Source organism: Snodgrassella sp. CS2 (assembly GCF_050310315.1).
Taxonomy (GTDB): Bacteria; Pseudomonadota; Gammaproteobacteria; order Burkholderiales; family Neisseriaceae; genus Snodgrassella; species Snodgrassella alvi_E.
Map to the genome: position 1 here is coordinate 48,611 of NZ_JBNPBA010000008.1, position 14,857 is coordinate 63,467.

The 14,857-nt window shown below is 48.0% G+C and carries 13 protein-coding genes; all 13 read right to left on the reverse strand.

Features of this window, described 5'->3' with window-relative positions:
* Positions 1–148: 148 nt before the first annotated feature.
* Positions 149–1,282, reverse strand: a complete 1,134-nt coding sequence (proB, locus tag ACQP6D_RS09855; protein ID WP_427858086.1) for a glutamate 5-kinase — start codon at positions 1,280–1,282, stop codon at positions 149–151.
* Positions 1,283–1,410: 128 nt separating this feature from the next.
* Positions 1,411–2,853 (reverse strand): NADH-quinone oxidoreductase subunit NuoN, encoded by a 1,443-nt coding sequence (gene nuoN, locus ACQP6D_RS09860; protein ID WP_367442112.1) that lies wholly within the window; start codon positions 2,851–2,853, stop codon positions 1,411–1,413.
* Between the two features lie 10 nt (positions 2,854–2,863).
* Positions 2,864–4,357 (reverse strand): NADH-quinone oxidoreductase subunit M, encoded by a 1,494-nt coding sequence (locus ACQP6D_RS09865; RefSeq protein ID WP_427858087.1) that lies wholly within the window; start codon positions 4,355–4,357, stop codon positions 2,864–2,866.
* Positions 4,358–4,394: 37 nt separating this feature from the next.
* Positions 4,395–6,419, reverse strand: coding sequence for an NADH-quinone oxidoreductase subunit L (nuoL, locus tag ACQP6D_RS09870; RefSeq protein WP_370386649.1), 2,025 nt, complete (start codon positions 6,417–6,419; stop codon positions 4,395–4,397).
* Between the two features lie 25 nt (positions 6,420–6,444).
* Positions 6,445–6,750 carry an NADH-quinone oxidoreductase subunit NuoK gene (nuoK, locus tag ACQP6D_RS09875; RefSeq protein WP_100141439.1) on the reverse strand — a complete coding sequence of 102 codons (306 nt, stop codon included), beginning with the start codon at positions 6,748–6,750 and terminating at the stop codon, positions 6,445–6,447.
* A complete protein-coding gene (locus tag ACQP6D_RS09880) occupies positions 6,747–7,400 on the reverse strand; it encodes an NADH-quinone oxidoreductase subunit J (protein WP_267404468.1) in 654 nt (217 codons plus the stop codon). Before ACQP6D_RS09880 ends, nuoK begins: the two co-directional genes overlap by 4 nt.
* A 9-nt stretch (positions 7,401–7,409) precedes the next feature.
* A complete protein-coding gene (gene nuoI, locus ACQP6D_RS09885) occupies positions 7,410–7,889 on the reverse strand; it encodes an NADH-quinone oxidoreductase subunit NuoI (protein WP_100141441.1) in 480 nt (159 codons plus the stop codon).
* 18 nt (positions 7,890–7,907) lie between these two features.
* Entirely contained in the window at positions 7,908–8,957 is a 1,050-nt protein-coding gene (gene nuoH, locus ACQP6D_RS09890) for an NADH-quinone oxidoreductase subunit NuoH (RefSeq protein ID WP_100151423.1), read from the reverse strand.
* A gap of 2 nt (positions 8,958–8,959) precedes the next feature.
* Positions 8,960–11,212: an NADH-quinone oxidoreductase subunit NuoG gene (gene nuoG, locus ACQP6D_RS09895; RefSeq protein WP_427858088.1), complete on the reverse strand. Its 2,253-nt coding sequence runs from the start codon at positions 11,210–11,212 to the stop codon at positions 8,960–8,962.
* Between the two features lie 32 nt (positions 11,213–11,244).
* Positions 11,245–12,540, reverse strand: a complete 1,296-nt coding sequence (gene nuoF, locus ACQP6D_RS09900; protein WP_427858089.1) for an NADH-quinone oxidoreductase subunit NuoF — start codon at positions 12,538–12,540, stop codon at positions 11,245–11,247.
* A complete protein-coding gene (nuoE, locus tag ACQP6D_RS09905; RefSeq protein WP_100141445.1) occupies positions 12,540–13,013 on the reverse strand; it encodes an NADH-quinone oxidoreductase subunit NuoE in 474 nt (157 codons plus the stop codon). The genes nuoF and nuoE overlap by 1 nt, the downstream gene beginning before the upstream one ends.
* On the reverse strand, positions 13,013–14,266 hold the full coding sequence (locus tag ACQP6D_RS09910) for an NADH-quinone oxidoreductase subunit D (protein ID WP_100151420.1): 1,254 nt from the start codon (positions 14,264–14,266) through the stop codon (positions 13,013–13,015). Before ACQP6D_RS09910 ends, nuoE begins: the two co-directional genes overlap by 1 nt.
* Complete coding sequence (locus ACQP6D_RS09915; protein ID WP_267392090.1) at positions 14,259–14,846, reverse strand: NADH-quinone oxidoreductase subunit C; 588 nt, start codon at positions 14,844–14,846, stop codon at positions 14,259–14,261. Before ACQP6D_RS09915 ends, ACQP6D_RS09910 begins: the two co-directional genes overlap by 8 nt.
* Between the last annotated feature and the right edge of the window lie 11 nt (positions 14,847–14,857).

A 14,857-nucleotide genomic window follows, 5' to 3' on the forward strand; every position in this document is an offset into this window, starting at 1 on the left:
TGATAATATTCTGTTTTATAACAAAATTTTTTGATCAGCAACAAAATATCATCTGTATTTGAATATAAAATCTCATCACCCCAAAACACTTAAATATTACTGCTTGCTTGAGCGAACCATTTCATATAGACAGCAACAACTATTCTCTTCAACTGCGTCTTAACACCATATTATCGCGATGAATCAATTCTTCTTCCGCCACATAGCCTAATATTTCCTCAATTGCTTGTGACGGCTGCCGCAACAACCGACTGATTTCATGATCGCTATAATTTACTAATCCTCGAGCAATTTCTTGGCCTGTTTGATTACAAACCGCCACCAAAGCTCCGCGTTCAAAATGGCCATTTACCGCCATACAGCCAATGGGTAACAAACTAGAATGCTGTACAGTCAGCGCCTTGACTGCGCCATCATCTACCACAACACTTCCTGCTAGCTGCACCTGCCCCAACAGCCATTGCTGACGTGCACTTAGACGATTTGCAGCTGGCGTAAACAAAGTACCTATCTGTTCTCCATCCACTACCCGCACTAATACATTGTCCGCATGTCCGTTAGCTATCAGGGTGGCCGCACCACTCAGAGCAGCACGTCTGGCTGCCACTACCTTGGTAAACATGCCGCCGGTTCCCACACTGCTGCCGGCACCGCCGGCCATCCTTTCCAGCTCAGGATGGTCAGCAGCAATTTGATGGATAAAACTTGCATCGGTATGCCGGCGTGGGTCGCGGTCATACAAACCATTCTGATCAGTCAGAATAATCAGTATGTCTGCTTCAATCAGATTGGTCACCAGCGCCCCGAGCGTATCATTATCCCCGAGCTTAATTTCATCTATGGTGACAGAATCGTTTTCATTAATAATGGGTACCATCCCTTGCTCCAGTAGGGTACGGATGGTACTGCGGGCATTCAGATAGCGAGTACGGTGACTCATATCATCATGCGTCAACAATATCTGAGCGGTCTGAATCTGCAGTGACACAAATGCCTCTTCATAGGCTTGAGCCAGTCCCATTTGCCCCACTGCAGCCGCAGCCTGTAGTTCGTTGAGTGCTTTAGGTCGTACTGTCCAGCCCAGACGCTTCATACCTTCAGCAATGGCCCCACTGGAAACCAACACTACCTGCATGCCACGCGCACGCAAGTGCGCAATTTGCTGTGCCCAGTTATTCAACATCGTCTGGTCTACACCCTGTCCACCGTTAGTTACCAGACTGGAGCCTACTTTTACCACCACACATTGTGTCTGGCGAATATCAAAACCTGAAAGATTCATACTGACCATGCCATTATTATTTTCATATTTGAATGAACCATTTTACCTGCTCTTATCTACTTTAATAAATGCTCATCCAACAGCAAAAACAGCAGCCATAAAGGCTGCTGTCAAATAGATAAAAGACCTTAGCTATGCATCAAAGCCTGTACACACCATGCCATCACGCCATCCGGCACTACACCCCATAGCAACAAAAGCAAACCGTTGATGGATAACACCACTTTACCCAGCAGGGACATATTAAATACAGGTGCAGCCACAGAATCCGCAGTGTCGAAATACATGGTTTTCACCACACGCAGATAGTAGAACGCACCAATTAATGACATCACTACTGCATACACAGAAACCCACACATAGCCACTAGAAAGCAATGCTTTGATGACTGCCAGTTTGGCATAGAAACCCATTAAGGGTGGAATACCAGCCATAGAGAACATAGCCAGCAACATTAGGAATGCATACCAGGCATTTTTCTGATTCAGGCCGGCAAGATCACTGATATTCTGGCATTCAATATCTTTGTCAGATAACAACATCAAAATGGCAAAGGCCACAGAAGCCATTAAAGCGTAGGTGATGGCATAGTAAATGGCGGCAGTACAGCCAACTTCACCAGCCAACAACGCCAACAGGATAAAACCCATATGTGCAACGGTTGAGAAACCGAGCATACGCTTGATACTGGTTTGCATAATGGCAGCAAGATTACCAATAAACAAAGAAGCAATCCCCAATAACAGCAACAAATCGCGCCAGCTTTCCCATTGTGTCAGTAGACCATACACCAGAATACGGAAAGCAAACACCGTGGCAGCGATTTTTGGCGCCGTACCAACCAGAGCAGTTACAGCAGTTGGTGCGCCCTGATACACATCGGGTACCCACATATGGAAAGGCACAGCACCCAGCTTAAATACGATACCGGCTACAATAAATACTACACCTAGTTTCAGCAACCATGGATTAGTGCCTTCCTGACTGGCAGCCAGTACTTGCTGCAACTGCAGAGTACCTGTTGCACCATATACCAGAGAAATGCCATACAACAGCAAACCGGAAGCCAGAGCACCGAGCACAAAATATTTCAGCGCTGCTTCAGCTGCACGGCCACTATCGCGCTGCAGAGCAATCAACGCATACAATGCCAGTGACAGTAATTCCAACCCAACATATAAGGTTAAGAAATGGCATGCAGAAACCATGATGTTCATGCCCAACAGAGCAAACAAGGTCAAAGTGTAAAATTCACCCTGATAAATATTTCTGGCACGAAGATAAGCCTGACTGTAGATAAAAACGGCTATCACCAATCCATACATACATAATTTGGCCAGTTGTGCCATGCCATCAAGCACAAACATGTCGTGGAAGGCATATTGAGGTTGCTGTTTCCACACCAGACACTGCACAGCAGCGGTCAAAATCAGGCCGATAACAGATAAGGTACAGGTTATCCAGCGTTGCCGGTCATTCAGCCATAAATCCACCAGCAGTACGGCAAACAGTACGCCAGTTAGCACCAGTTCCGGTACAGCGGGAAATATTGTTAAATCTGTCCAGTTCATTCACATTTCCTTACAGTTTGCTTTGTGCCGCTTGGACAATTAAATCATTAGCTGCCTGATGCACAACGGCGATAAAAGGTTCGGGATACAAACCAAAACCAAGTACCGCTACGGCCAAAATCACCAGAATAAGCAGTTCGCGTTTATTCACATCTTTTAATTGCGCCACTTCGGGGTTTTTAATAGCACCAAAAATCACCCGTTTAAACATCCACAGAGTATAGGCAGCACCATAAATCAGAGTCAGTGCCGCTAGTGCGCCAATCCAGAAATTGGTTTTTACCGCACCGACAATCACCATGAATTCACCCACAAAACCGGATGTACCGGGTAGACCAGCATTGGCCATGGCAAACAGCAGCATGAATGAGGCAAATATCGGCATACTGTTAACCACGCCACCGTAAGCTGAGATATCACGGGTATGCATGCGGTCATACATCACGCCAATGCTCATAAACATGGCTGCTGAAACAAAGCCATGCGACAGCATCTGCATGATGGCACCTTTAAACGCCCAGTCATTCAGGTAACCGCCAGTAAACAGGAAAAAGCCTAAGGTCACAAACCCCATGTGGCTAATGGAAGAATATGCCACCAGTTTTTTCATATCGGTTTGCACCAGAGCCACCATGCCGATATAAATCACGGCAACCAAACTCAGCACAATAATCGCTGGAGCAAAATAGCGTGCTGCATCCGGCAGAATCGGCAGCATAAAACGCAGAAAACCATATCCACCAATTTTCAGGGTAATAGCCGCCAGCACCATGGAACCACCAGTTGGTGCTTCCACGTGGGCATCAGGCAACCATGTATGTACCGGCCACATAGGTACTTTCACTGCAAAAGACAGGAAGAAACCGATAAACAGCAGCACCTGTGCAGTCATGGCCAAATGTTTAATGTTGTGCCATGTTTCGATAGCAAAGCCGCCGGTCTGATTAGACAGGTAAACAAAACCCACCAGCATCAGCAATGAACCCATCAGGGTATAGAGGAAGAATTTGATGGAGGCGTAGACACGTCGAGGACCTCCCCAGATACCGATAATCAGATACATCGGTATCAGCATACCTTCGAAGAACACATAAAACAGAATGGCATCCATGGCTGCAAAAGCACCATTGATCAAACCAGACATAATTAAAAACGCGGCCATATACTGTGCCGGTCGTTTCTGAATCACCTGCCAGCCAGAGAGCACCACCAGTAAGGTAGTGAAGCTATTCAGAATCACAAACAGCACAGACAGACCATCCACGCCCAAGGCATAGTTGATGTTGAGGCTGTCTATCCAGACATGAAATTCTGTAAATTGAAAGCCACCATTCAAGCGATCAAATTTGCAAAACAGCGGTATGGTGATGAGAAAGGATAGCAGCGCACCTATTAAGGCCAGCACTCTGGCTATCCCAGCGTGCTTGTCTGAGCCGGTGGCCAGCACAACGATACCGGCCAACACGGGCAGCCAAATCGCCAAACTGAGTAAGTAATCGTACATATTTATAGCCTAAAAATACTAAGTTGAATGCCTTGAATTAACCGCCGAACATGGTTTTCAGCAACGGCCAGAATGTCCATGCCACCAGCACAAACACGCCCAGCACCATAGCAGTTGCATAAGTATAGAGGTAGCCGGTTTGAATCCGTCGCACCAGTGCAGCCACTGTGGCCACAACGCGCGCAGCACCGTTAACAATTAATTTATCAATGATGAGCACATCACCTACTTTCCAGAACAGCGTTCCCAGCAGTCGGCTGCCTTTGGCAAAAACGTTGTAGTAAAGTGCATCCAGATAGTATTTGTTGTCCAGCAAGGTATATATCGGACGGATGGAAGACACAATCCGCGCCGGAATCTGTGGTTTTTTCATGTAGAAAAACCATGCCAGAACTACGCCGGCAATGACCAGCCATAACACTGGTGTAGTCAGACTGTGCAGAGCCATGGCAAAAATACCGTGATATTCTTCTGCCACGGTGGCCAATGCAGGGTGGGCGGCGCTGTTGATGAAAATTACATTATGATAAAAATCGCTGAAGAGCATGGGTTTGATTGCCCACATACCGACAAACACTGATGGAATAGCCAGTAAAATCAGCGGAATAGTCACTACCAGCGGGCTTTCATGTGGATTATCCTGCGGACGCAGACCATGGTGTTCCTCGCCATGATGATGTTCGCCCTGCCCGCTCTGGCGCCATTTTTCTTCACCGTGGAACACCAGAAAATACAGGCGGAAAGAATAGAAAGCAGTTACAAATACACTGGCTACCAGTGCCACATAAGCGAAGCTGCTGAAAGGCAGTGTTGAAGCTTTAACAGCATCGATGATGGAATCTTTGGAATAGAAACCGGAGAAGAATGGTGTACCAATCAGAGACAAAGAACCAATCAACATGCAAATCCACGTTACTGGCATGTATTTACGCAGTCCACCCATGTGGCGCATATCTTGATCATGATGCATACCCATAATCACACTACCGGCTGCCAGAAATAACAGTGCTTTAAAGAAAGCATGGGTCATCACATGGAAGACAGCAATATTGTAGGCAGAGGCACCCAGTGCTACGGTCATATAGCCTAACTGCGACAGGGTGGAATAAGCAATCACACGCTTGATGTCGTGCTGAATCATGCCTAAAAAGCCCATAAACAGTGCGGTTATGGTACCGGAAACCATGATGACACCAAGTGCTGTATCAGACAATTCATACAATGGTGACATGCGCGACACCATGAAAATACCAGCAGTCACCATAGTAGCGGCATGAATCAAAGCAGATATCGGTGTCGGGCCTTCCATTGAATCCGGCAACCATACATGTAATGGAAACTGGGCTGATTTACCCATGGCACCAACAAAAAGCAGAATACAGGTCACGGTAATCAGTGACCATGGATGGCCGGGAATCAATTCAATGGTGGCGTTTTTGACTTGATCGATGTGCTGGAATACGTCGGCATAGCGCAAACTGCCGCCAAAATAAGCCAGAATCAGGCCAATACCCAGCACAAAACCAAAGTCACCAACACGGTTGACCAGAAAGGCTTTCAAATTGGCAAAGATGGCGCTATCGCGTTTGTAGTAAAAACCAATCAGCAGATAAGACACCAGACCTACGGCTTCCCAGCCAAAAAACAACTGGATGAAATTATTACTCATCACCAGCATCAGCATGGAGAAAGTAAACAGGGAAATATAGCTGAAGAAACGCTGGTAACCATCGTCGTCACTCATGTAGCCGATGGTATAAATATGCACCATCAGGGAGACACTGGTTACGATGACCAGCATGGTAGCGGTAAGCGTATCAATCAGAAAACCCACCGAGAAATCCAGCCCGCCCATGGTCAGCCATGTATAGACGTTTTCATCAAATGGCTGACGGCCGCCTGTCATAAACCCGTATAGTACCCACGCCGATAATACGGCGGATAAGGCAACGCCGGCTATGGTGACACTGTGCGCCCCTTTTCGGCCTATCAGCTTACCGCACAATCCAGCCAGCAGGGAACCGATGAGCGGAGCCAAAGCAATAATCAGATAAACACTCATAATTTTCTCTCGTTCCTCTCAACCATCAGCCTTTCAGGCTGTCCAGATCCTGTACGTTAATGCTCTGTCGGTTGCGGAAAATCAGCACCATAATCGCCAGCCCGATAGCGGATTCAGCCGCAGCAACAGTCAGAATAAAAAACACGAAAATCTGTCCGGCGCTATCACCGAGATAACGGGAAAAGGCGACAAAGTTAAAATTCACCGCTAGCAGCATCAGTTCGATGGACATCAGAAGAACCAACACATTTTTGCGGTTCATGAAAATGCCCATGGCCGAGATGGCAAATAAGATGGCGCTGAGTACCAAATAATGAGTTAAGGTAATCATGCTTTCTGCTCCCCTTCTGATGCTTCTTCTTTGTTATCGTCAGCTGATGCAGCAACTTCAGGCTGCATTTTCACCATACGGAAGCGGTCTTTGGCCTGTACCTTAACCTGCTCGGCCGGATTGGTACGACGTGGGTTGTGGGTTTGCCGGTGCACCAGAGCAATAGCAGCCACCATACCCAATACCAGCAATATGGCTGCTAGTTCAAACGGCAGCAGATAAGTGGTGTAAATCTGCATACCCAGATCGCGTACATTACTGTAGTCAGCAGGCAGTGGATTGTCGCTACCGAGATGTGCCAGATCAAGTTGTGGATTCACCAAAATCACAATGAGTAAGGCGGCGGTCAGTATTCCAACTAGCGCAGCAATCGGTGCATGGCGCCAGAAGCCAGCGCGCATCTGTTCGATATCGATGTTGAGCATCATGATGACAAACAGGAACAGCACCATCACTGCACCAACATACACCACCACCAGCACGATGCCGAGGAACTCAGCCTGCATCAGAATCCACATCATGGCACTGGCACAGAAGGTCAGCACCAGAAACAGCACTGCATGTACTGGATTTTTAGCAATTACAGTATTAATAGCACCCAGCAGTATAACCGCTGCAAATACATAAAACAGAATTAAGGGTAAATTCATGATCACCTCTTAACGATAGGGTGCATCAGCAGCTTTGCATTTGGCGATGTCTTCTTCATAGCGATCGCCAATGGCCAGCAACATGGGTTTAGTGAAATATAAGTCACCGCGTTTTTCGCCGTGATATTCGAAAATACGGGTTTCGACAATGGCGTCTACCGGACAGGCTTCTTCACAGAAACCGCAGAAGATACATTTGGTCAGATCGATATCGTAGCGGGTGGTACGGCGTGTACCATCCTCACGTTTTTCTGACTCGATATTAATTGCCATAGCCGGACACACAGCTTCGCAGAGTTTGCAGGCAATGCAACGTTCTTCGCCGTTGGGATAGCGTCGCTGTGCATGCAGCCCACGAAAGCGAACTGATTGCGGAGTTTTTTCTTCCGGAAAATAAATGGTTTCTTTACGTGCAAAAAAGTTTTTTAACGTCACTTTCATGCCCGCAAGCAACTCGGTCATCAGAAAAGTTTTAATTATATTTGCCATATCAGTGCCTCTCCCTGTTTAACGCCATAAAGACAGGGGTGAAATCATCCACAATCCTAAAACAATCACGGCGACAATGGTGACCGGAATCAATACTTTCCAGCCCAGACGCATAATCTGGTCATAGCGGTAACGAGGAAACGTTGCCCGTATCCACAGATAGAAATACAGCACCAGTGCCATTTTCAGGAACATCCACAATACACTCGGAGTACCAATGAAGCCCCAACTTTGCGGAAAGGGTGATAACCAGCCGCCAAAGAACAACAAAGCTGTTAACGCGGCCACCAGAATCATGAAAATATATTCCGCCAGAAAGAACAAGGCGAAAGCGAAACCGGAATATTCAACATGGAAACCGGCAACAATTTCAGATTCACCTTCGGCCACATCAAACGGGGCGCGGTTGGTTTCGGCCACGGCCGAAATCAGATACACCACAAATAACGGAAATAGTGGCAGCCAGTTCCACGAGAAAATGGAACCACCAGCTATACCTTTGGCTTGCGCCATGACGATATCGTGAAAATCCATACTGCCAGACACCATAATCACCCCAATCAGGGCAAATCCCATGGCTATTTCATAGGAAATGGTCTGAGCAGAAGCACGCATGGCGCCAAGAAAGGCGTATTTGGAGTTGGATGCCCAGCCCGCAATGATGACACCATATACCGACAATGACGTAATCATCAGAATATAGAGCAGGCCGGCATTGATTCGGGTCAGAAACCAAGTTTCGCTAAACGGAATCACTGCCCAAGCGGCAAAAGCCGGCATCAGCGACATCATCGGGCCAATATAAAACAAAGCTTTATTGGCCTGTGACGGGCGGGTCACTTCTTTAAATAAGAGTTTTAATACATCGGCAAAAGGCTGGATTAAACCATAAGGTCCGGTCACATTCGGACCGACGCGCAACTGCATGTAACCGATGACTTTACGTTCAAAATAAGTCAGGTAAGCAACGGTGATAATCAGCGGCAGCATGATGATGACAATCTTGACGATTACAGACACCAGTAAACCGAAGTCGTTGCCTAATAATTGTTGAAACCACGCTTGCATGATTATCCTTTACTCAATTCCACAGTGGTCAATAAAGCACCCAGCTGCCAGTTACTCTGATGCAGTGGCAGCAGCAGTACGTTTTCAGGCAGGGTATCGTCCGCGGCTACGCTGACCGCTACCGCATCATTGTTCTGTTTCGCCCATGCTGTATCGCCATTTGTCAGCCCCAGTGCACTAAGCGTATGGCTGTGTGCTCGCGCAGCAGGAACGGCAGCATGTACTGTTTTCTGCAAAGGAGCTGAACGGCGCACAATGCCATCGGTGGCATACAGGCTGACACCACCTACTCGTACCAGACTGATAGCAGGATTGCTAGTGGCAACCGGCTGAATTTGGTTATTCAGCAAAGCAGGTAACTGGTTTTTGTCCACGGCATCAGCCAGAATCTGCTGCGTGTTTTCATACTCAAAACCCAGCAGTTCAAGGACGTTGCCAAGTACCCGCAATACTTTCCACAATGGTCTGGCTTCTCCATACGCCTGTACCACACCATGGAACGATTGCAGCCGACCCTCCATATTGATAAAGCTGCCAGAAGTTTCAGTAAATGGGGTGATAGGCAGCATCACATCGGCTACTTCGCGCAATACGGCACTATCATATGCAGTGAATGCCATGACTGTCTGTGCCTGTTTCAGCGCGGCAATAGCGGCAGCACCATTGGCCACATCCATATCGGGTTCTACATTCAGCAGCATCACGGCCTGTTTCGGCTGAGTAATTTGCGCAGCAATACTGTGTTCGGCCGTTTTAGCCGCCACGCCTACTATTTCAGCACCAATACTGTTCGCTGCTTGCGGCAAAACACCAAGAATACTGCCGGTTGCTTCTGCCAGATCCTGTGCTGCAGCATAAACGGCAGCGGCATCAGAATGATTAAGGACATCAGCGCCCAGAATAATGCTGGTTTTCTCCGCTTTTAATAACGCCTGCCCTACTTCACTGTTTAGTGCATTGCTTAGCCAGTCTATCCACTGATAAGGATGCAGGCTAACTTGAGCCAGTAAAGGCATGAATAGTTCTTCTTGGGCTGCAGCCAGTACTGCCACCTGTGTGCCGTTTTTGGTGGCTTGCCGTATGCGAGCGGTGAGCAATGGCTGCTCCTGACGCAGGCGGGCACCAACAATCAGAATTACCTCATTAGCCACGAGCTGCTCAATGTTCTGTCCCAGCCACTGCGCCCCTTTTGCAGCTGCGCCCAGTCGCCCATCTAGCGCTCGTAGACGACTATCAACAGCAGTGATGCCCAGTCCTTGAGCCAGTTTGCCGGCCAAATGCATTTCTTCCACAGTATTGGCAGGATTGACCCACATGCCAATTGCTTCGCTGCCAAAATCGTGGCTGACACCATGTAAGCCCTTGGCCACATAATCGAGTGCAGTTTGCCAGTCGACGGTATGCCACTGGTTATCCTGTTTGATTTGCGGTTGGGTTAAGCGTTCCTGATACAGTCCTGCATAAGCAAAGCGGTCGCGGTCACTGAGCCAGCATTCGTTAATGGCTTCGTTTTCCAGTGGCAACACACGGCGCACTGTATGGTCTTTGGTCTGCACAATCAGATTACTGCCCAGCGCATCATGGGCAGAAATGGATTTCCGTCGGCTCAGCTCCCATGAACGGCTGTCAAAACGGAATGGTTTGCTGGTTAAAGCACCAACTGGACATAAGTCAATGACGTTGCCAGACAGTTCGGTTTCCAGTGTTTTGCCATTAAAGGGAGCAATTTCAGAATGTTCACCACGATTTTTCATCGCCAGCTCCTGTTTACCGGCGATTTCTTCAGTAAAACGGATGCAGCGGGTACAATGAATGCAGCGGCTCATTTCGGCAGCCGACACCAACGGCCCCATCTCTTTACCGGCAACAGCATGTTTGGCTTCGCTGTAACGACTGGCGCCTTTGCCATAGCCCATGGATAAATCCTGCAGCAAGCACTCACCACCCTGATCACAAATCGGGCAATCCAGCGGGTGATTAATCAGCAGAAACTCCATTACCCCTTTTTGGGCATCTTTCGTCAATTTAGAATCGGTTTTCACCACCATACCATCGGTTACCGGTGTGGCACAGGCAGGCAACGGTTTGCGTGACTTTTCCACCTCAACCAGACACATTCGGCAGTTGGCGGCGATGGACAATTTTTTGTGATAGCAAAAGTGCGGAATGAACGTACCGGCCTGACGGGCGGCTTCTATCACCGTACTACCCTGCTCGACAGAAAGTTGTTTACCGTCAATTTGAATTTGTAACATAGGTTCGCAATCCTAACTAAGCAGATAGTGCCTTAGCACCAGCGATGTTCTTTCATGGGTTTGCCGTGTTCGATGTAGTGCTCAAACTCGGGGCGGAAATGCTTCATAAAGCCCTGAATCGGCATCACCGCCGCATCCGCCAACGCGCAGATTGTACGCCCCGAAATATTATTACCGAGTGACTCCAGCAAATCTAAATCCTCCGGCCGTCCTTTACCCGAGGTAATACGGTGGATAATGCGATACAGCCATCCTGTACCTTCACGACATGGGGTACATTGGCCGCATGATTCTTCAAAATAGAAGTAACTTAGCCGCTCCAATGCTTTAACCATACAGACATCTTCATCCATGACAATCACTGCACCGGATCCAAGCATAGAACCAGCTTTGGCAATGGCGTCATAATCCATTGTAATTTCCATCATGACATCGGCCGGCAGTACCGGTGCGGAGGAGCCACCTGGAATCACTGCTTTCAGCTTTTTGCCATTGCGCATGCCACCGCACATATCGAGTAAATCTCTAAACGGTGTGCCCAGCGGTATTTCGTAGTTACCGGGGCGTTCTACATGGCCGGAAACTGAAAATAGCTTGGTACCGCCATTATTTGGAATACCCTTATCCGCAAATTTCTGGCCACCATCGCGAATAATAAACGGCACCGAAGAGAACGTTTCTGTGTTATTGACAGTAGTGGGCTTGCCATATAAGCCATAGGAAGCCGGAAATGGTGGTTTAAAGCGCGGCTGACCTTTTTTGCCTTCCAGTGACTCCAGCAGAGCGGTTTCTTCGCCGCAAATATAAGCACCATAGCCATGATGGGCATGTAACTCAAAGCTGAAATCACTGCCCAGAATATTTTGCCCGAGGAAACCAGCATCCCGTGCCTGCTGTAAAGCAGTTTCAAAGCGCAGATAGCTTTCGAAGATTTCGCCGTGAATATAGTTATAGCCGGTAGCCGCACCCATTGCATAACCACCAATAATCATGCCTTCAATCAGGGCATGAGGATTGTAATCAATGATATCCCGGTCTTTAAATGTACCGGGCTCACCTTCATCGGTATTGCAGACGATGTATTTGGTACCTGGAAACGAACGCGGCATGAAACTCCATTTCAGTCCAGTCGGAAAGCCAGCGCCGCCACGTCCACGCAGGCCAGATGTTTTCAGCTCGGCTATCACATCGTCCTGCGGTATTTTGTCATGAATGATTTTTTTTAGTGCTTGATAGCCGCCGCGGGCTAAATAGGCTTCCAGCGTCCAGCATTCCGGATCAGTTGTATCAACCTGATTGAAAATTACGCCATTTTGGTACATTGCCATCAGTTCAACTCCGCCAGTTTCGCTTCGATGGCTTCTTCGCTCATAAAGCTACACATTTTATGATTGTTCACTAACAGCACCGGCGCATCACCACAGGCACCCATGCATTCGCCTTCTAAAAGCGTGTATTTGCCGTCAGCAGTGGTTTCGCCATAGCGAATACCAAGGCGCTTTTGCAGATATTCACCGGCATTGACACCACCACGCAACGCACAGGGAAGATTGGTACATACGGTGAGTTTATATTTACCTACCGGCTGGAGGTTATACATATTGTAAAAAGTAGCCACTTCTAATGCTTGTGCCGGTGGGATACCTATGTAGTCTGCTACTTCCTCGATGGTTTCTGGCTGTAACCAGCCCTTTTCTGTCTGTGCGATGCGCAGGGCTGACATAATGGCACTGCGACGCTGGTCGGCCGGATATTTGGCCAGTTCTGTATCAATCTGTTTTAAACTCTCAGCGGACAACATTATCTATCCACCTCCCCAAATACAATATCCTGAGTACCAATAATGGCGACCACGTCTGCAAGCATATGGCCGCGTGCCATTTCATCCATACCTTGTAAATGGGCAAAGCCCGGTGCACGGATTTTCATGCGATAAGGTTTGTTGGCACCATCTGAAATCAGATACACACCAAACTCCCCTTTCGGATGCTCAGTGGGCACATAAACTTCACCCTCCGGCACATGCATCCCTTCGGTAAACAGCTTGAAGTGGTGAATCAATTCTTCCATCCCGTCTTTCATAGCGGTACGATGTGGCGGCGCCACTGTATGATCATCCGTAATCACCGGCCCAGGATTGGTTCTGAGCCAGTCAACACACTGGCGGATAATGCGGTTAGCTTGCCGCATTTCATGAATGCGACACAGATAGCGGTCGTAGCAGTCACCATTGATGCCGACCGGAATATCGAAATCCATGGCAGCATAGGCATCATAAGGCTGTTTCTTACGAATATCCCACTCTATACCGGAGCCACGGAGCATCACGCCGGTAAAACCTTTCTGCATGGCTCGCTCTGGTGAAACCACACCAATACCAACTGTACGCTGTTTCCAGATGCGATTATCGGTAAGCAGATTTTCATATTCATCCACGCAGGCTGGGAACCGATTAGTAAAGTCTTCAATGAAGTCTAGCAAGGTGCCTTCACGGCTAGCGTTGAGTTTTTGCAATACCTTGGCATTACGGTATTTGCTGGACTCATACTTAGGCATGAAATCCGGCAGATCACGGTAAACGCCGCCTGGACGGAAATAAGCAGCATGCATACGTGCACCGGATACCGCCTCGTAAATATCCATCAGGTCTTCACGTTCGCGGAATGCATACAGAAACACAGTCATGGCCCCGATATCCAGTGCATGCGAACCGATACCCATGAGATGGTTGAGGATTCGAGTAATTTCGGCAAACATCACGCGAATATATTGAGCGCGAATGGGTACATCAATATTCAGCAGACGTTCAACAGACAGGCAGTAGGCCTGTTCATTACACATCATGGATACATAATCCAGACGATCCATGTACGGCAATGCCTGAAGATAGGTACGTGATTCAGCTAATTTTTCCGTACCACGGTGTAATAGCCCGATATGTGGATCGGCACGAACGATATTTTCACCATCCATTTCCAGAATCAGGCGCAACACGCCATGTGCAGCCGGATGCTGCGGCCCGAAATTAATGGTGTAATTGCGTAATTTAGACACCGTACTGCTCCTCTCTCACCACGCGCGGCGTGACTTCACGCGGTTCAATCGTTACCGGCTGATAAATCACGCGGCCTTCGGCCTCGTCATAGCGCATTTCCACATAGCCGGAAACCGGAAAATCTTTACGAAATGGGTGACCGACAAAGCCATAGTCAGTCAAAATACGGCGCAAGTCGGGATGGTTGTTAAACAGGATGCCGAACATATCAAACGCTTCGCGTTCATACCAGTTGGCACCGTTATAAATGTCCACAACAGAATCAACCGTAGGAAAATCTTCCTCCTCTGCCCATACACGCACGCGAACGCGCCAGTTATTGCTGATTGACAGTAAATGGCTTACAACGGCAAAACGTTTGCCTTCCCATGGTTCATTTTTGTAGCTCTGATAATCCACACCACATAAATCAATCAGAGTTTCGAATTTAAGTTCTTGGTGGTCTCGCAGGGTTTGCATCAGTTGATGATAATCTGCGGCGGCGCAATCCAGCGTCAGCTCACCGCGATCCAGACAGTAACGTACTTTATCGCCGAAAGTGGTTTCACACACGGCCTTCAGTATTGCTATATCTGCCATATTTTCCTCAC

Coding starts and splice junctions, on each gene's coding strand:
- proB (WP_427858086.1), bottom strand. CDS start 1,282: ATGAATCTTTCAGGTTTTGATATTCGCCAGACACAATGTGTGGTGGTA.
- nuoN (WP_367442112.1), bottom strand. CDS start 2,853: ATGAACTGGACAGATTTAACAATATTTCCCGCTGTACCGGAACTGGTG.
- ACQP6D_RS09865 (WP_427858087.1), bottom strand. CDS start 4,357: ATGTACGATTACTTACTCAGTTTGGCGATTTGGCTGCCCGTGTTGGCC.
- nuoL (WP_370386649.1), bottom strand. CDS start 6,419: ATGAGTGTTTATCTGATTATTGCTTTGGCTCCGCTCATCGGTTCCCTG.
- nuoK (WP_100141439.1), bottom strand. CDS start 6,750: ATGATTACCTTAACTCATTATTTGGTACTCAGCGCCATCTTATTTGCC.
- ACQP6D_RS09880 (WP_267404468.1), bottom strand. CDS start 7,400: ATGAATTTACCCTTAATTCTGTTTTATGTATTTGCAGCGGTTATACTG.
- nuoI (WP_100141441.1), bottom strand. CDS start 7,889: ATGGCAAATATAATTAAAACTTTTCTGATGACCGAGTTGCTTGCGGGC.
- nuoH (WP_100151423.1), bottom strand. CDS start 8,957: ATGCAAGCGTGGTTTCAACAATTATTAGGCAACGACTTCGGTTTACTG.
- nuoG (WP_427858088.1), bottom strand. CDS start 11,212: ATGTTACAAATTCAAATTGACGGTAAACAACTTTCTGTCGAGCAGGGT.
- nuoF (WP_427858089.1), bottom strand. CDS start 12,540: ATGGCAATGTACCAAAATGGCGTAATTTTCAATCAGGTTGATACAACT.
- nuoE (WP_100141445.1), bottom strand. CDS start 13,013: ATGTTGTCCGCTGAGAGTTTAAAACAGATTGATACAGAACTGGCCAAA.
- ACQP6D_RS09915 (WP_267392090.1), bottom strand. CDS start 14,846: ATGGCAGATATAGCAATACTGAAGGCCGTGTGTGAAACCACTTTCGGC.